The 15,531-nt window shown below is 58.7% G+C and carries 10 protein-coding genes; 1 reads left to right on the top strand and 9 read right to left on the bottom strand.

Going from position 1 to position 15,531, the window contains the following annotated elements; translation table 11 throughout:
- Nucleotides 1-13: 13 nt before the first annotated feature.
- The 9 genes from EAV92_RS10220 to EAV92_RS10260 all read right to left on the bottom strand — a co-directional run bounded on the left by EAV92_RS10220 (nucleotide 14) and on the right by EAV92_RS10260 (nucleotide 14,312).
- The gene (locus tag EAV92_RS10220) at nucleotides 14-1,924 is read right to left on the bottom strand and encodes a beta-N-acetylhexosaminidase (RefSeq protein WP_123040986.1); all 1,911 of its coding nucleotides are present in this window, start codon (nucleotides 1,922-1,924) and stop codon (nucleotides 14-16) included.
- Nucleotides 1,921-3,861, bottom strand: a complete 1,941-nt coding sequence (locus tag EAV92_RS10225; RefSeq protein WP_123040987.1) for a family 78 glycoside hydrolase catalytic domain — start codon at nucleotides 3,859-3,861, stop codon at nucleotides 1,921-1,923. Before EAV92_RS10225 ends, EAV92_RS10220 begins: the two co-directional genes overlap by 4 nt.
- A complete protein-coding gene (locus tag EAV92_RS10230) occupies nucleotides 3,789-4,172 on the bottom strand; it encodes a hypothetical protein (RefSeq protein ID WP_123040988.1) in 384 nt (127 codons plus the stop codon). The genes EAV92_RS10225 and EAV92_RS10230 overlap by 73 nt, the downstream gene beginning before the upstream one ends.
- Nucleotides 4,173-4,178: 6 nt before the next feature.
- Entirely contained in the window at nucleotides 4,179-6,482 is a 2,304-nt protein-coding gene (locus tag EAV92_RS10235; protein WP_123040989.1) for a family 78 glycoside hydrolase catalytic domain, read from the bottom strand.
- Nucleotides 6,479-8,620: an alpha-L-rhamnosidase C-terminal domain-containing protein gene (locus EAV92_RS10240; RefSeq protein ID WP_123040990.1), complete on the bottom strand. Its 2,142-nt coding sequence runs from the start codon at nucleotides 8,618-8,620 to the stop codon at nucleotides 6,479-6,481. Before EAV92_RS10240 ends, EAV92_RS10235 begins: the two co-directional genes overlap by 4 nt.
- A 28-nt stretch (nucleotides 8,621-8,648) precedes the next feature.
- Nucleotides 8,649-9,479 carry a carbohydrate ABC transporter permease gene (locus EAV92_RS10245; RefSeq protein WP_123040991.1) on the bottom strand — a complete coding sequence of 277 codons (831 nt, stop codon included), beginning with the start codon at nucleotides 9,477-9,479 and terminating at the stop codon, nucleotides 8,649-8,651.
- Between the two features lie 13 nt (nucleotides 9,480-9,492).
- Nucleotides 9,493-11,403 (bottom strand): ABC transporter permease subunit, encoded by a 1,911-nt coding sequence (locus tag EAV92_RS10250; protein WP_123040992.1) that lies wholly within the window; start codon nucleotides 11,401-11,403, stop codon nucleotides 9,493-9,495.
- A gap of 81 nt (nucleotides 11,404-11,484) precedes the next feature.
- Complete coding sequence (locus tag EAV92_RS10255; RefSeq protein ID WP_123040993.1) at nucleotides 11,485-13,152, bottom strand: ABC transporter substrate-binding protein; 1,668 nt, start codon at nucleotides 13,150-13,152, stop codon at nucleotides 11,485-11,487.
- 143 nt (nucleotides 13,153-13,295) lie between these two features.
- Entirely contained in the window at nucleotides 13,296-14,312 is a 1,017-nt protein-coding gene (locus tag EAV92_RS10260) for a LacI family DNA-binding transcriptional regulator (protein ID WP_123040994.1), read from the bottom strand.
- A 237-nt stretch (nucleotides 14,313-14,549) separates the two neighbouring features.
- Between EAV92_RS10260 and EAV92_RS10265 the strand changes: the two genes are divergently transcribed.
- The gene (locus tag EAV92_RS10265; protein ID WP_164472717.1) at nucleotides 14,550-15,488 is read left to right on the top strand and encodes a ComEC/Rec2 family competence protein; all 939 of its coding nucleotides are present in this window, start codon (nucleotides 14,550-14,552) and stop codon (nucleotides 15,486-15,488) included.
- Nucleotides 15,489-15,531 lie beyond the last annotated feature (43 nt).

Genomic DNA, 15,531 nt, shown 5'->3' on the forward strand with positions numbered 1-15,531 from the left:
CAACTTCCTCCCATCATGCCGTGCATCCCTGTGCCTGCTGCAATTGATCCTTCAAAGAATACAGACGGGCCATGCTGTCTTCCAGCCCTCCGCTGCGGTTTCGGGCCAGCCAATTCGCTTTCAGTGCCCCGATATTCACCTCTAATTCGGCGATCAACGTTTCCAGACGCTCCCGTCTCTCCACCACCTCCTTTCCAGTGAGTTTGATCAGCCCCAGCTCCGCGCCGAGCAGGATCAGGCGGCAAGCTTGACGGTACTCTGCCAGGACCAATTCCGCGTCGTCGCACCGTAATTCCACCTCGTCCAATTCCGCGAGCAGGCGGCCGACGTACTCCTTGACGTTTTCGAATTCCCAGCCTTCCATCGGTTGAAGCTTCATGAAATCGAGCGTCCGGTTCGTATCGTCGTACTGGTGGTAGTACAAGGTCCGGAAAACGCCGCTGCCGTTAAACCGGGAAGGCCGCTCGACGTTGGAATAATTGCCGAGGTCGACCGCGATCCGGCCCATCCGGCCGGCGGCATCCCGGAACACGAACCGGCTCAACGCTTCGCCGAGATCCAGCTCCTCATTCTGCGCCGCGCCCCAGCTCATCGCCGCGCCGTATACGAAGCCGGTGTAACTGACCGGCGTCGGCTGCCAATGGCCCGCGTCGCCCCAATCCGTGTTGATCAAACCGCGCGCGCCGTGTTTCGCGCCGTAAGCCGCTGCGTTCCGGATATTGCTCTTCATGTTGTCCGTCAGGCCGGTGATCGAATTCCAGCTCGACGTGCCGGGGCAGACGTAAAAGGGAATGCCCGATCTGGCGTACCGCTCGCATTGCGCTTCCGAGGGCTGATCCGCGCCGTACCCCCACTCCATGGCGATGACGTCCCGGGGCAGCTCCGGCACCAGCTCCGCATGCTCCTTGATGATGTCACCCCAGAACATCATCGTTTTGCCGCGGGCCTTGCAGAGCTTGTAAATTTCCATCAAGTAATTCAGGTACACCCGGCCTTTGCCCAGCCGTTCGCACTCCTCGCGGCTTCGCCCGAGACCGAGGTCGAACGTTTCATCGCAGCCCACGTTGAAGTAAGGAGACGTAAAATGGGGAAGCAGGTCGTCATACAGTCGTTCGACGAAGGAGAGGCTGTCCGGCGACAGGGGGTTCAAGCTCATGGAGCTTGGAAACCGGCCCAAGGGCATGTCGAAGCCGTCGGGACATTCCGCGATCGGCTTGAATTCCTCCAGCGCCGTCCACGCGGTCATATGCCCGAAGCTGTTCTGGTTCGGCACGAAATCGATGTATCTCTCCCGGCAATAGCGGTCGAGCTCTTCCATCTCGCGACCCGTCATCGGGGTCCGCCCCTCCCAAACTTGCGGAAAGCTCGGATAGGCGTACGAGAAGCCCTCTATGTACAGCTGCAAATGGTTGATTTTAAAATCCGAGAGCAGGTCGATCAGCCGGTACAACGTCTCCATGGTCGGAATTTTGTTGCGGCTGATGTCCAGCATGACGCCGCGAACCGGAAAATCGGGCTCGTCTTCGATCAGGACGCCGGGAAATCCGCCCGAGGACCGGTTCAGAAGCTGCTTCAGCGTGCTGACGGCGTGGTAGGCTCCTTCTCCGTCTCCGTATCGGATCGTGACGCCGTTCCCGTTGACGCAAAGCATGTAGCCTTGGGCACGGATCGAGCGGTCGGGAACAAAACGGATGCCGGCGCTTTCCGTTTCCGTTCCGCTTTGGAAACCCTTACAACTCAAAGGAAGAGCAAGGAGAAGCTCCTTCTCCAGCAACCTCACGAGCCTTTCCGCGGCCCGCTGTACCGTCGGCCATTCCCCGTCTTCATAACGGATGGCGTCCCCGGCAGACAAGGCATACCAGCCGGGCACCCGATCCAGGCGTTTGGGCGCCGGGGCGAGAAATATCGCGGAATCGTTCCTCATTGGCGGAAAACCTCCCCTTCTTTCATCAACAGGCAATGGGATCCTGCATGCAAACACAGCGAACCGCCGGACGCCGGCAGCTCTACGTCCGCCTCTACACCGGGAGGCAGCGCGACGAACAGCGAAATGCTCCCTTGCCGGTTCCGTTCCCACCTCACGCGTACGCTCCCGCGGACGGTGATCACCGTCCCCTGCGCATACCTCAGCTGCGGTGAGAAATACGGCGAGATCCGGACGCGGCCGAAACCGGGCTCCGAAGCGGTCACGCCGAGCAGGTAATCCGCCATCAGCCTCGCCGGATAACCGTTCCACGCATGGCTGTGGGATTCGATGTCCTCGAAGCCTTCCCACATCGTTTTGGCGCCTTGCGCGATCATGTATCCCCAACCGGGATATTCCGCGCGGGATAGCCAACCCATCGCCGTCTCCGCATGGCCGTTCTCGAACAGGAGGCGGAACAGCTCCAGCGAGAGCACGGTTCTGCTTTTCCATTCTCCGGTCAGCCGGGAGACCGCCTCTTCGAAGTCCTCCTCCGGCATAAGCCCGCAGAGAGCCGCCAAAGCGTTCGTTCCTTGGCTGAAGGATTCCGAGCCCATGCCATCCCGCCATTGCTTGCGTTCCGGCACGTACAGATGCCGCTGCATCGCGGCTTTCTGCATCTCCGCTGCCGCTTCATAACGGGAGGCGTCCTCCGGGCATCCCGCGATCGGCGCCAGCTTCGTCATGAGCGTCAGCGCCCGGTAGAATTTGGCGTTATGGACGGTCAAGAACGGCCCCTCTTGGTCGACGGTCGGGTAAGGCCAGTCGCTGATATGCCAATGCGCGGTTTTGGGCAGAAGCGAAGTCTCCGCGTCTTTCTGGGAGAGCAGCGATTCGGTCAGCTTACGGGCCGTCCCATAGCAATCTTTCACGATGCCTTCATCGCCGTAAGCGAAATGGACTTTCCACAGCAGGCTGACGTAATGAAGATCCCATTCCGGGATGCGGATATTGAACTCCGGCCGCTCCGTGCTGCCCGGCGCGACGAACGGAAATCCGCCGTCCGGCAGCATGGCGTCCCGGAAATCCGTCAGCACCTTCCGCAGCACCGGCCGGCCTCCCCCGAACAAGCCGGTCAAGGTCTCGGCCTGCAGGTCGGAATCGGCCAAATACTGCGCTTGCTCGCGGTGCGGACAATCCGTGACGAGCCCGAGCACGTTGTTTTTCTGCGTGCGCATGCAGGCTTCGAACATCGCGTTGAGCAGCGGATCGGAGCATTCGAAGCTTCCTTCTTCTCCTAAGGGGGTGTGCGCCCATACCGCTTCCACGTTCTCTTCCCGGATCCAGTCCGGATACCCGGTAATTTCGAAAAACCGGAACGCTTTGTAGGAGAAATCGGGCTGCCATGTTTCCCCTTCGGGATCGCCGGCCATATCGTATTCGTCATAATAACCGTCAGCCGGCTCGTTCGCGATGAAACGCGCGACCAATCCGCTCTCGTCCAACTCTTCCGAGTAACGGATCCTTACTTTGGCGTCGCGGATGCCCGGCAGCGAAATCCTCACCCAACCGCTGATGATGCGGCCCGCGTCGAATACTTGAAGCCCGGGACGCTGAATGCCGCAAAGCGTCGGACGAAGGGCGGCTTCCTCGCGCCCTTCGGGCATTTCCTGCGGTACCAGCTTCCAGGCGGGATCCGCGGTTTCAATGAGAGAAAGAACGGCCCGGTCCGAGACGAGCCCTTCCGTTTCTCCGCGCAGCCACGCGTTCGTCCGGGCGGTTTCCCTTCCGTCGTACAGTTCGGAAGCGGACATCCGGCGGTTTTGCTGGTAAGGCCTGCCGGATTCATAAGGAGAAACCGGGCAAACCTCCCAATTCTCGTCCGTCACGACCCGGCGAACCTCTCCGCTTGGCAACGTCCATTGCATTTCGCACCAGAAGCCCGGATATCCGTCCACGTAGTTTTGTCCGCCTCCCCCGAGGTAGTGCACGACGGCGGCAAGCGTATCGCCCCCGACAACAGGGAGGCATCGATTTCATAGTGGACGTAATATTTCGAGCGGGGCGGCGAAGTCGGCGCGGGCGAAACGTAACCCGAGATCCGCTGCCCGTTCAGGTACAAATGATAGATGTGGTGCGCCGAAGCCCGGATCACGACGCGAGCCGCTCCGGTTTCGGTTCGGAAGGAACGCCGGAACAGGGCGTAGTCGTTGATCGCGGTCGGCCCTTTTTTCCAAATCCATTTGGCCCGGCTGTCGAGTGCTGGCATTCGCGTTCAATCCTTTCCCGCGAGGATAATTTCCACGTTCTTCGACGATGCCTCAACCCGGATGCCTTCGGGAACTTTGGCCTCGAAACGGATCGTTCCGTCCGCGTGTTTCCGCCACCCGGCTTCGATGGGGCCGTACCTCGTCGGGATCTTTCCTTCCGCCCACTCGAGATCGCCCGGATGGGGGTTCAGTTCGACGATTCCGTCGCCCAGCCGGCGCAAATTGACGCCAAGCACGAAGCGGGACAGGATATCGCTTGGCGAAGCTCCCCAGCCATGGCAGGCGCTGACCGGAATATGGTCGATCAGGTACGTGGGCGTATTGCCTTGATACGGGCTCGGTACGGTACATGCGGGCGTCGAGGGATCGAACGTTTCCCACCAAGTGGTGGCGCCGCGCTCCAGCATGCCGCCCCAATAGGAGCGGATGATGTCCAGCGCCAGCCCGATGCGCCCCTGATCGACCAGCGTTTCCAGGACGACATGGTAGAAGAATGCGCCTTTGAGCGCAGGCAGCTTGCCGGGTTCGAAACATTCCGCGATGAACGCCGCCGATTCATTTCGGTTCATAACGCCGCTCCATGCGGCGGCGAAGTTCGTTTGCGCCGTCACCGAACGAGACAATCCCTCGGGACCAACGCAATCCGCGTAAATCCCGGTGTCCGGCTGCCTCATATGCGTACGGATTGACCCGCGCAACCGGACGGCACGTTCCGACCATTCCGCAGCTTGGTCTTCTCGGCCGGTTTCGCGCGCCATCTCCGACGCCGCCAGAAGCGCTTTGTAATAGAAGCAGGACACCGCGGTGACGCGATCCCGCCGGTCGATGTAATCGGCCCAGTCGATAAAGCACCACCAGCCGTCCCGATCGGCCCGCGCGAACAGCCCGTCGCCGTCCTCCTGGTTTAGGAACCACTCAAGGAGCCGTTCCACGGCCGACCATGCTTCCTCGGCGAAAGCGCGGTCCTTGGTGAACCGCCAATGCTCAAACACGCCGAACAGCCAATGGGCGCAAAAATCCGGCAGCAGGAACTTGTTGCGCTCCGGACCGGTGCCCGGAATCGAACCGTCTTCGTTCTGAATCCGCGCTCCCTGCAGCAGACACTTCCTCAGCAGCCGATCGTCTCCGAACGTTTGGTAGATGACTTTGCCCATGACGACCGCGTCGGCCACCCATAACGCCCGCTCGCGCAGCGGGCAATCCTCCAGGTGATCCTGGCTGTTCACGACGGTCGTGTACACGCCCGTCTCCCAAATCCTTTCGAGCAGCGGGTCGCTGCATTGGAACGAGCCCGACAAATCGAAAGGATAATGGACGGATTCGACCTCGAAGCGCCGAACGGAAATCGGTGCCGGCGCCGCCTGAAACGAAACGTGCAGAAAGCGGAAAGCCCGTCTGCCGAAAGGCTTCAATCGATTCTCGCCCGGCTTCAGCCTGAACGTGTCGTACAGCTGCAGATCCAGCGACTCGCCGTAACGCAGTTGGAGAACGCCCCCTTGCGGGGCTGCGACGGCCAATTCCGGATAACCGACGATCTCGCGCCCGAAATCGAACAGGACGCCGGGAAGCGAGCCGGCTTTGGACGCGTCGACGGTCCATGTCCCGGCTTCGCCGTCCGCGTCCGCCAAAACCGCCCCCTCGTTCTGCATGCTCCCGAAATTGGCTTCGGTTCGCACGATCGCCCCCGGCTTGACGCGTTCACTGTAAAGGCGGGGAATCTCCCGCTCCAGCAGCCGAGGCCAAGGACAATCCGGTTCGCCGGGGCGGGCGACCACCGTCGCGTTTTCCCAGCCGGAGTCGTCATATCCCGGCAGCTGCCACCCGTCTTCCCGGTCGGCCAAATGGATTTCGCGGTAACCGTTCCATAGGTGCTGGCGGGACACGGCTTCCACCCATCGGGGCGACCGGCGGACTTTCCACGCCGCGTCCGTGCCGACCGTATGCGTCTCCTCGCCATATGCAAGCTCCAATTCCGCGATCAACCCGCCCGGACCTTGCATCTGACCGGTCACGATGTCGGTCGTCCCGAAATTGCAGACGACGACGGCCAGCGCGTTCCGGCCGCCGGTCAATTCGGCGGCCAGCTCATATTCGTCGTAATATTTCCATGCCAAGTCGGCGGGGGAAGGCCCTCTGCCGATTTCCTTGCCGTTCAGGCAAACGAGATACTCCTGGTTGGCGGAGATTTTCAAGCTCGCCCGGTCAGGACTGCGCGGCGCGTCGAACTCCATTCTCGCCTCCAGGTAAACATTAGGCGTCCCCGGCGGCAGCGAGTTCCAAATCCAGGCGCCGTTCCATCGCTCGCTCATGATCGGCCTCCCGCGGATTGTACCGCCTCCATGGTCAACCGTTTGACCATGTTGCCGCCTTCCAGGCTCCATTCGGCTTCGATCGGTCCCCTCGGGGATTGGACGACTCCGCGGCACCGCGTCAGCCCCTCCACCGCATGCGGTTCGAACGAAAATTCCTTGTAACCCGGCTCCGTCGCCCGGATCCCGAGCACGTGCTTGTTGATCCAGACGACCGGCGTGCTCGACCAGCTGTGGCAGAGGCTCATCCGATACGAATCGTAAGCCGTGTAGGTGGTCAGCTCGCGATGGAAATCCTCTCCGCGGTCCAGCACGACGCCTTCCCAAAACGTGCTGGCGCCCGTCTCCAGCATGGAGCCCCATACCGTCCGGATCGCCTGCCACGCCTTGTCATGAAGGCCGAATTCCGAGCAGCATTCAGCCAGCCAGTAAGCCGTGAGAGGCGTTACGGGATCCTTCAAGGCGCTTTCGCTCAGAAAGCGCACGGCCTTGTCTCTCCCTACATAGCCGCCCATGATCCCGAGAAGCGTCGTCAGCAGAGCGGGAGAATCCTTCAGGAATACGTCTTCTTCTAGGAAAGGCGGTTCGCCTTGCCAATCGAGGCCCAGTTCCGGCACGTGAGCGGCCAGCCGGTTCGTTTGCCGCTTCGCCATCGCGAAAATCGCGTTCAGGCCGAACCAGGACTCGGTTTCGCCCATCGGCGACCATTCGATGAAAGACAACTCGTTGCGGGCGCCCGGCAGGAAAAAGCCGGTGACAGGATCCGTGTTGGCCTTGACCCATGCTACTTGCTTGAGGATGTCTTCCTTCATTTCCAGCACGAACTGCCGGTCTCCGGTTTCCAAGTAATAGTCCCACATGCCGCACAACCACCACAGCGTGTAGGAAGGAAGCCCGTTGATCCAATATCCGTAAGGGGTTCGGCCCAGCTCCCGGATCGACCGCCGCAGCACCTCGAGATTATCCCACAGGGAATAATCCGATTTCGCCGCCATGTAGACGTCGTAACCCCAGTTCAAGCGGTCCCTTTTGATGCCGTCCCAGAGACCGATCTGATGACAGACCCGGCTCGTATGGACGGAAACCTCGTGGATCCGGTTCATCAGGACGCTGTCCGAATCGAAGGATCCGATCTGCCGCAGCGGCACGCCCGCGGCTTCCACGGCGATTTCCAGCCGGAAATCGCTCCCCGGTTCCGCGCCGACGAACAAGCGAATGTACCGAAGGCCTTGCGGCGCGGACACGTCCGTCCGTCCCGGGGCCGCGGTCAGCTGCTCCGTGATGCAGGCTTCGTAGCCGTCCAATTCCCGGAGCGATTCGGCGCCGTTCCACCAGACCGTTGCGGGCTCGCCCCCTCGGTTCGTAAGCCGGATGCGGACGTTCATTTCCCGCGGCAGCTCGATCAACGCCTGGGGGTATAACGCCATGTCCATGCCGAGCTGACGGCTTCTCCGTTCCTTCCATTCGTTCTGCTTGAGCAAATGGTAGAAAAGATACAGCTCGTCTCTGGCTTTTCCGTCATCGAAGGCAAGCGTGCCCGCCCCGCTGCCGCTGAGCGTGACGAATCCCCCACTCCTATCTACGTCCAGCCCCTGCGAACTTATCAGCGTATAATCCTCGACCGGGTCGACTTCGATATCCCCGTATCCCCCCGCGATAAACCAATCCGGCGCGTTGCCCGGCTCTCCGAACGGCTCCTCGCCCATTACGCAAATGAGATCCGCGAAAGAATCTCCCGCATCCCAGGTGCGATCGGTCGGGATCCACAGACCGGAACCGCACAGGAAGGCGGCGCAGCCGACCGATTGGTCCGCCAGATGGATGTTGATCGCTTCGATCGGCATCGGCCGGGTGCAGGCGAGCCGGAGCGTCAGCGTATGATCGCCCGCTTCCAGCCTGGAAGGAAACGATTCCTCGCGGGAGAAAGCGTACGCCATTCTGGGGCTCTCCGCCCATTGGCCGATCGGCTTGCCGTCCAGTTCGATAGAAGCGGACCCCGTACAGGCGAAATAGAACGCGGTTTCCTCCACGGGTTCTTGCAGCGTGAAACGTTTTTGCAGCTCAACCGACGGCCGGCGTTCCCGATCCGGATGCCAGATCCACTCGGGAATCTGTCCCTGTTTCGCTACGTTGCTCATCGTTTCTCTCCGTCTCTGTCTGCTTATTTTAGATTTTCAGTGCGCCTCGCGTCATGCCTTGGATGTAATACTTCATGCCGAAGCTGAACAGGACGACAAGCGGAAGGGACGAAATGACGTACGCGGCGAATTTCACGCCCATGTTGACGATCCCGAACTGGTTGGTGAACTGCGTCAGGCCGACGCCGATCATCTGGATGCTGCTGGACTTGATGGTCAGAAGGGGCCAAATGTAATCGTTGTAGATCCCGACCGAAGACATGATGAACAAGGTCATGAGGACGGGCACCGACAACGGCAGCACCATCCGCGTGAACACGACCACTTCCCCGGCCCCGTCGATTTTGGCGGAGTCGAACAGTTCGTTCGAGATCCCGCCCATGAAGCTCCTGCACAGGAAGGTTCCGAAAATCTGACCGCCTGCCGCCGCGGCAAGGATGATGGCCCATGGCGTATTGACCAGGCCGAGGTTGGCGTACAGCACATAGGAAGGGATAAGCGTCAGCACCCCGGGAATCATCATGATCGCCAGCATCATCATGAACAGCACTTCCTTGCCCAGAAAGCTTTTCTTGGCGAAAGCGTAGCCGGAGATCGCCGACAGCATGACGACCAGCACGCTGCCGACGACGGCGTATACGATCGTGTTGAGCGTGTATCTCCAGATCGCGGAGAAGGCATCCGCATAATTCCCGAATTGAACAGGAATGGGCAAGGACCAGAAGCCGCCCAAGATCTGAGAATTGTTTTTAAACGATGACAGAAACGTAAATGCGATAGGGACGAACGTCAGCAGGACGAAAATCGCGAGTATCGCGAACAAGATGGTCTGCTGCGCGATTAAGGCTTTTTTCTTCATCTTCCCGCACCCCCTACTCCTCGGCCGATTTCATGAACTTCATGTTGATGACGGTAATGACCAGGATGATGGCGAACATCGCCACGCCCAGCGCCGAGGCATAACCCAGATCGTTGAACTTGGTCGCCGCGTAATACATCTGCAGGGCCGGCACGTAGGTGGAGTCGGAAGGTCCTCCGCCCGTCACGATCAGAATGCCGCCGAAATCCTGGATGATATGGATCATCGCCAGCACGATGAGCAGCTTGAATTGCCCGGCCAGCAACGGAAGATGGATGGAACGGATGATCCGGAACGTCTTCGCGCCGTCCATGCGGGCCGCTTCGATGATCTCCTCGGAAATGCCGATGAGGCCGGAATAGAGAACGAGCAGCTGCAGAATGCCGACGAACGGAAATCCGATGAAAATGACGGCCCATAAGGCGGTAGAAGTGTCGCCTAGCCAGGCATGAGCGAAGGAGCCAAGTCCCACTGCCCGCAAGATCTGGTTGATGAGGCCGAGCTGGGCATCGTACAAATCCTGCCACACCAGCAGCACGCCTACCGTCGGAATGACGACGGAGACGACGAAGGCGGTTCGGAACCAATACTGCGACTTCTTGCTTTTCAAATGATAGATCAGTTCGGCGACCAGAAGCGGCGGTACGATCGTCTTGATCAATCCCGTAACGATCAGGATGAGCAGATTCCAACCGCCTTTGGAGACGTAAGGATCGTGCACCATGCGTTTGAAATTCTCGAGGCCAACATATACGCTTCTTCCCCCCGGATTCCAGTGATAGAGAGAATGAAAGAGGCCAGAGATCGACGGATAGTACAAAAATAAGAAGATCAGCGTAAAACTCGGCACCAGCATCAAATAGGTGTATTTATCCTTCCAAATACGGAGCAGCGTCTGGGGTTTTCTTCTCCATGCCCAATACGCCAGGAAAAGCAGCGCGGCCGCAACCGCGACGATGGCCGTGATTCGGATCGTTTCTTGCCGCTGGGCGGCTTTCCGCCCGCTTGCGAGCAGGCTTTCCATCTCATAATGGAACAGGGCGCCTTTGTCGGTAGCGGCATATAGTTGTTTGCTTTCCGCTCCGAGACGGATTTGCTGTCCGGCGCCCGCTTCTCTATGGGTCCATAGAATACGGCCGTCGGCATTGCCGACGTAGAAATTGCCGGAATAATCCGACACGGCGATATAGGCGCCGTCACGTGACAGATCCACCGAAGTCACGACGTCTTTCGTGGCCAGTTCTCCCGTTTTCGAGCCGTCTGCGCCGTAAATCAGCGCTTTGTTATTCATAAGACCGGCGGCCCAAGCTCCGTCGTCGGACACCGAGATGTCGGCGATATCGCCGGGGAGCGGGACTTTGGCCTTCGCTTTTCCCGAGGCGTCGAACAAATACGCGTATTGGTCGGCCCCCGCCGCCGCGATCCATTGGCCGTTCGGGGAAACCCGCAATGCTTTTATCTCAATCCCGACCGGGATTTCTTTCGATATATTGCCCTGCCGGTCCAATAGCGTGACCGCATTGGCTCGGTACAGGGAGATGGCGATGGTCGACCCGTCCGGGGATGCCGACAACCGCTTGACCATTTTCGGGAACGATTTGTCCCAGACCGTCTTTCCTTGGGCATCCAGCGAGTAAACGTGAAAATCATCCGACGAAACCAATAATTGCCCGTCCTTCAGCAGCGAGACGCCGGTCACGACGTTTTTGGCGGCGAAAGACGAAATCTCCTTGCCTGAAGGATCCACGACCACAGCCGTCGCGTCCTGAGTGCCGGCCGAGATGCGCTGACCGTCCTCCGAAACGGATAAAGCATTGATCGTAAGCTCCTTGTCCATCTTCCACAATGGATCCGCAAAAGCCGTTTGCGAGAAAATGAGCGATAAAACGACGACAGCCAGCCAGGCGATAGCGCGTTTCCCCATAGATTTCCCCTTCCCGTCCGTCCTCCGGCAATGCCGTGCTCCGCGGTCAACCGCGGAGCACAGCGCCTTCCGTGCGGCTGGTTATTGCCTTACCGGAGGCTGACGCTCCGGATGCTCCAGGTCGGACAGCTCCAGTTTCTTTTGTTTGAGCATCGGTTCGAAATATTTGTTGATATTGCCTTGGAATTGCTTCAAGAATTCGTCGGCGGAAATCTGATCGTTGAAGTACTTGGAGACCAGGCCGACATAAGCTTGGAGAGCCGGCTGGTAATCGCTCAATCCGCGCGCCAGCGTATTGCCGGGGCTTGGCTGGCCTTCGGTGTTACCGATTGCCTTGAACGATTCGAAAGCTTTCTTCATCTCGTCGGGCAGCTCGATGTCGTTCAGCAGCGGCGCTCCGTTCAGCGCGGCGTCTTTGGCGTTTTGAATGGCTTCCAGATAGACTTTGTAGCCCGTGGGGCTGGTTACGTATTGCATGAAGTCGATGTCAAGCGCGGTTTGCTCGGCGTCCTTCTTCACGAAGCTGTAGAAGCCGGTGTAGATATGGATCGTGCGCGCCGGCGCCTGAACGAGCTCGCCTTCCATCGACGGCATGTTGAAGTAGCCGAATTCGAACGGTTTGACCGCGCCGCCGGTTTTTTCGGCGTCCGCGAGGTCTTTCGGCAGCTGCCAGAAGGAGGAAGGCAGCGCGACGGCCGTAGCGGCCTTGCTGGTCAGGAACAGCTTGTAAGCCTGCTCTTCGTTCATGCCGAAGAAACCTTGGGGAGCGTAGCTGAACAGCTTTTTCAAGTTTTCGAATACCGCTTTCCAAGCCGGGTTCCCTTCGATCTTGTAATCTCCGGTTTGCTCATGGATCGCTTTCAGCATCCGCAGCTCGTTTTTCGTCATCTTGGATTTGGCGTCGTTATACGGATCCGTCGGATCGTATTTCCAGTTGTCGTCAAGCTGCGGTTGATAGGTGTAATCTCCCGGCTGGGATTTGACCTGGTTCGCGTAATCCCGGAAATATTGGTCCGGATAAATCCGCATCAGCCATCCCGCCTGGCCGCTCCACATGGATTGCGCGTTTCCGGCGATCGCGAACGGCGTGTAACCGGCATCCTTCAGCTTTTGGAAGTTCGCCATCATCTCGTTGAAGGTGCTCGGCGGCTTGATGCCCACCTTCTCGTAAATTTCCTTGTTGTACAGCCACAGGATCTGCACGGATTCGAAGTTAAGGTTATTCAGCTCCGTCAGGCTCGGGTCGTCCAGATTGACGCCCATGCCGGCCAGGTTGAAGCTCTCTTTCCATGCCTTGCCGGTGTAAGGATTCGTTTGCTCCATGAAAGGCTTGAAATCCACGAATTTGTGGTCGGCCATGAGTTGGGCGTTTTCGTTGTTCATGACGAAGTCGGCTTCCGGCTCGCCGGCCGCGAATTGGGCCTGGAGCCAATCACGGTACCCTTCAGCGGGCTTGATGTCGATATTGAATTTCACGTCGGGATGAAGGGCGGTGTAGGAATCCGCGACCTTCTTCCACACTTCGGCGGAAGCGCCCCGGAGGTTGATATTGATCGTGCCGCTGAGCTGCTTCGTTTCCTCGCTCGGAGAAGCGGAAGCGCTGGCGGACGCGGACGGCGATGCGGATGGCGGTGAGGATGAAGCAGATGGCGAAGCGTTGTCGGTCCCCGTGCCCTTCGTGCAAGCTCCTAAAGCGAGAACGACGGTCAAAAGCAAACTTGCGGTAATGCCAAACTTCGATCGTTTCATGCTTGACACTCTCCCCTGTTCATTTTCGCTTCTTGCCCATTCCAAGCGAGTAGACCGGTGACGCATCACTCCTCTCAAAGAAGGTCGCAAGTGAGGTACAAAAACGTTTTTGATGCCAAAAAAAATGAAGCCGATTCTGGATGTCAGGCGGATTCTCTCTCCCGGATCGCGCAAGGAAGCACGATCGTCTGCACGTCGTCGTAGCGGATTTCGCCTTCGATCAGCTTGATCAGCAGCGACGCGGCTTCGAAACCCATGCTCCGCATCGGCAGCTCCACGGAAGTGATCGAGGGCCGGGCCAATTGGGAAACGACGGTGTTGTCGAATCCGACGACGGCGAGATCGTCCGGAATTTTGTAGCCGAGCGCCTGCGCTTTCTCGATAACCCGGGAAGCGATGACGTCCCGGCCCGCGACGATGGCGGTCGGACGCTGTTTCAGGCTGAGCAGCTTTTCCGTTTCGGCATATCCGCTGTCCGGATCGAAGCTTCCGATGGCGACGAGGCTTTCGTCGAAGCCGTCCCCCAGCTCCTCCATGGCGCGAATGTAGCCGTTATACCGGTCCAGCGAAGCGTCGACTTCGAGCGAGCACGGCGTGATCAGCGCGATCCGGCGATGTCCTTTGCGAACCAAATACTGGACGGCGTCATAGGCCCCCTGCTCGTTATCGGCGTTCACGCTGTGGCACACTTTCTCTTGGTAAGGCCGGCCGAGCAGCACGAACGGAAAGCGCTTGGAAACAAGCTCTTCGTATGGGCGTTCGCTCGAAGCCGTCCCCATCAGGATGAGGCCGTCGGCGGATTGCTTGCGGTAAACGTCCAGAACGTGCTCATCCAGCTTGCGCGATTGCGGCTTCTGGAAAGAGAGGAGCAGATCGTAGTTGTTTTTTCCAAGCGCCTGGCCCAACCCTTTGATCACATCGAGCAGGATGGTATTCTCCAGCCCTTCCGCCGTCTCTTCGACGACCAGGCCGATGTTGTTCGTTTTTTTCGTGACCAATCCGCGGGCGGATTGGTTGGGGCGGTAGTTCAGCTTCTCGATGGCGTCGAAAATCCTTTTCTTCGTTTCTTCCGCCACGTGCGCCGAACCGTTCATCGCGAACGAAACGGTACATACGGCTACGCCCGCCTCGCGGGCCACGTCCTTAATCGTTACGGCCATCGCCATCTTCCTCGTTTCATGACATTTAAAAACGTTTTTGCAAAAACGATTTTGTAACCAAGATAACCCAATGTGAAAGCGGTGTCAATGCTTTTGGAAAAATAATCTTATGAGCTTGAAATGAATTTACATGGGGTTATATAATCGCTTACACGGCTTAAACCTAACATTTCGGAGGATATCCTCGCGCTATTGCAAAAACGTTTTTGTAAATCGAATCCCAAGGAGGAACCTGCATTGGCGAATTTGTCATCCGGACCGCGCCTTCGCTTGACGGCGTTCGACCTGAATACCAAAGAAAACGGCCCGATCGGCATCCCGGCGCTTAATCCCGCGGACGGTTTTCTCATCCGATACGACGACGGATCCGACAACCGGACGATCCTGCTGGACGCCGGCAAAAAAGGACAAGCGGAACGCGTCATCGTCCCCTATTTGAAGGAGCACGGAATCACCCGCATCGATGCGATGATCCTGTCCCATCCCCACAATGACCATTTCGGGGGCATGATCGATATTTTGAAGGATCCGGAGATTACGGTGGAGCAGTTCATTTACGCACCCGTTTCGGATGAAACCGTACGGATATCCGACAATGACGAAAACTATCGGTTTTGGCTGGAATTGAAGGCTCTCAAGGAGAAAGCCGGATCCGTCCGGTCGCTGGGAGCGGCGGATGCCGGATCCAAGCTGGCTTTCGGACGGGAACTCGTCTTTGACATCGCGGCCGTGCCGGACGACTCGCTGATGCCCTTCGGCGAACCCGCCAACCTGAACGATCTGAACCTTGTGCTCCGCTTGAATTTCCGCCGCTTCAGCGCATTGTTCTCGGGAGATTGCGGTAACGCGCAGGCGGAGCTCATCTTGCGGTCTCCTTATCGGAAGCTGATCGAGTCCGTGAACGTGCTGAAGGCCTCCCATCACGGCGGCGACGAGTGTGCAACCCCCGAGTTCAACCGGCTCTGCGACGCTTCGTTCATCCTGATCACGTGCAACGAAGTCGTGGTCGATCATCGGCCCAGTTTCATGCACAACATGCAAGAATGGGGCAAACAGGGAGTCAAGCTGCTGCGGATGGACCAACTCCGGAGCGTCGAATGGACGACCGACGGCACCGTGCTGGAATGCCGGGCGGAAAGCGGCCGGTATCGGGAGATCGCCGAAATCGATTTGTAAGCTTGCTTATTGAAACGGTTTCCATAGCCGGGTTACACTGGAT

The sequence above is a fragment of the Cohnella candidum genome, from assembly GCF_003713065.1.
GTDB classification, from domain to species: domain Bacteria; phylum Bacillota; class Bacilli; order Paenibacillales; family Paenibacillaceae; genus Cohnella; species Cohnella candidum.

Bases quoted from the DNA above. Each gene is read 5' to 3' on its own strand.
- EAV92_RS10220 (WP_123040986.1), bottom strand. From the start codon at position 1,924: ATGAGGAACGATTCCGCGATATTTCTCGCCCCGGCGCCCAAACGCCTG.
- EAV92_RS10230 (WP_123040988.1), bottom strand. From the start codon at position 4,172: ATGCCAGCACTCGACAGCCGGGCCAAATGGATTTGGAAAAAAGGGCCG.
- EAV92_RS10235 (WP_123040989.1), bottom strand. From the start codon at position 6,482: ATGAGCGAGCGATGGAACGGCGCCTGGATTTGGAACTCGCTGCCGCCG.
- EAV92_RS10240 (WP_123040990.1), bottom strand. From the start codon at position 8,620: ATGAGCAACGTAGCGAAACAGGGACAGATTCCCGAGTGGATCTGGCAT.
- EAV92_RS10245 (WP_123040991.1), bottom strand. From the start codon at position 9,479: ATGAAGAAAAAAGCCTTAATCGCGCAGCAGACCATCTTGTTCGCGATA.
- EAV92_RS10250 (WP_123040992.1), bottom strand. From the start codon at position 11,403: ATGGGGAAACGCGCTATCGCCTGGCTGGCTGTCGTCGTTTTATCGCTC.
- EAV92_RS10255 (WP_123040993.1), bottom strand. From the start codon at position 13,152: ATGAAACGATCGAAGTTTGGCATTACCGCAAGTTTGCTTTTGACCGTC.
- EAV92_RS10260 (WP_123040994.1), bottom strand. From the start codon at position 14,312: ATGGCCGTAACGATTAAGGACGTGGCCCGCGAGGCGGGCGTAGCCGTA.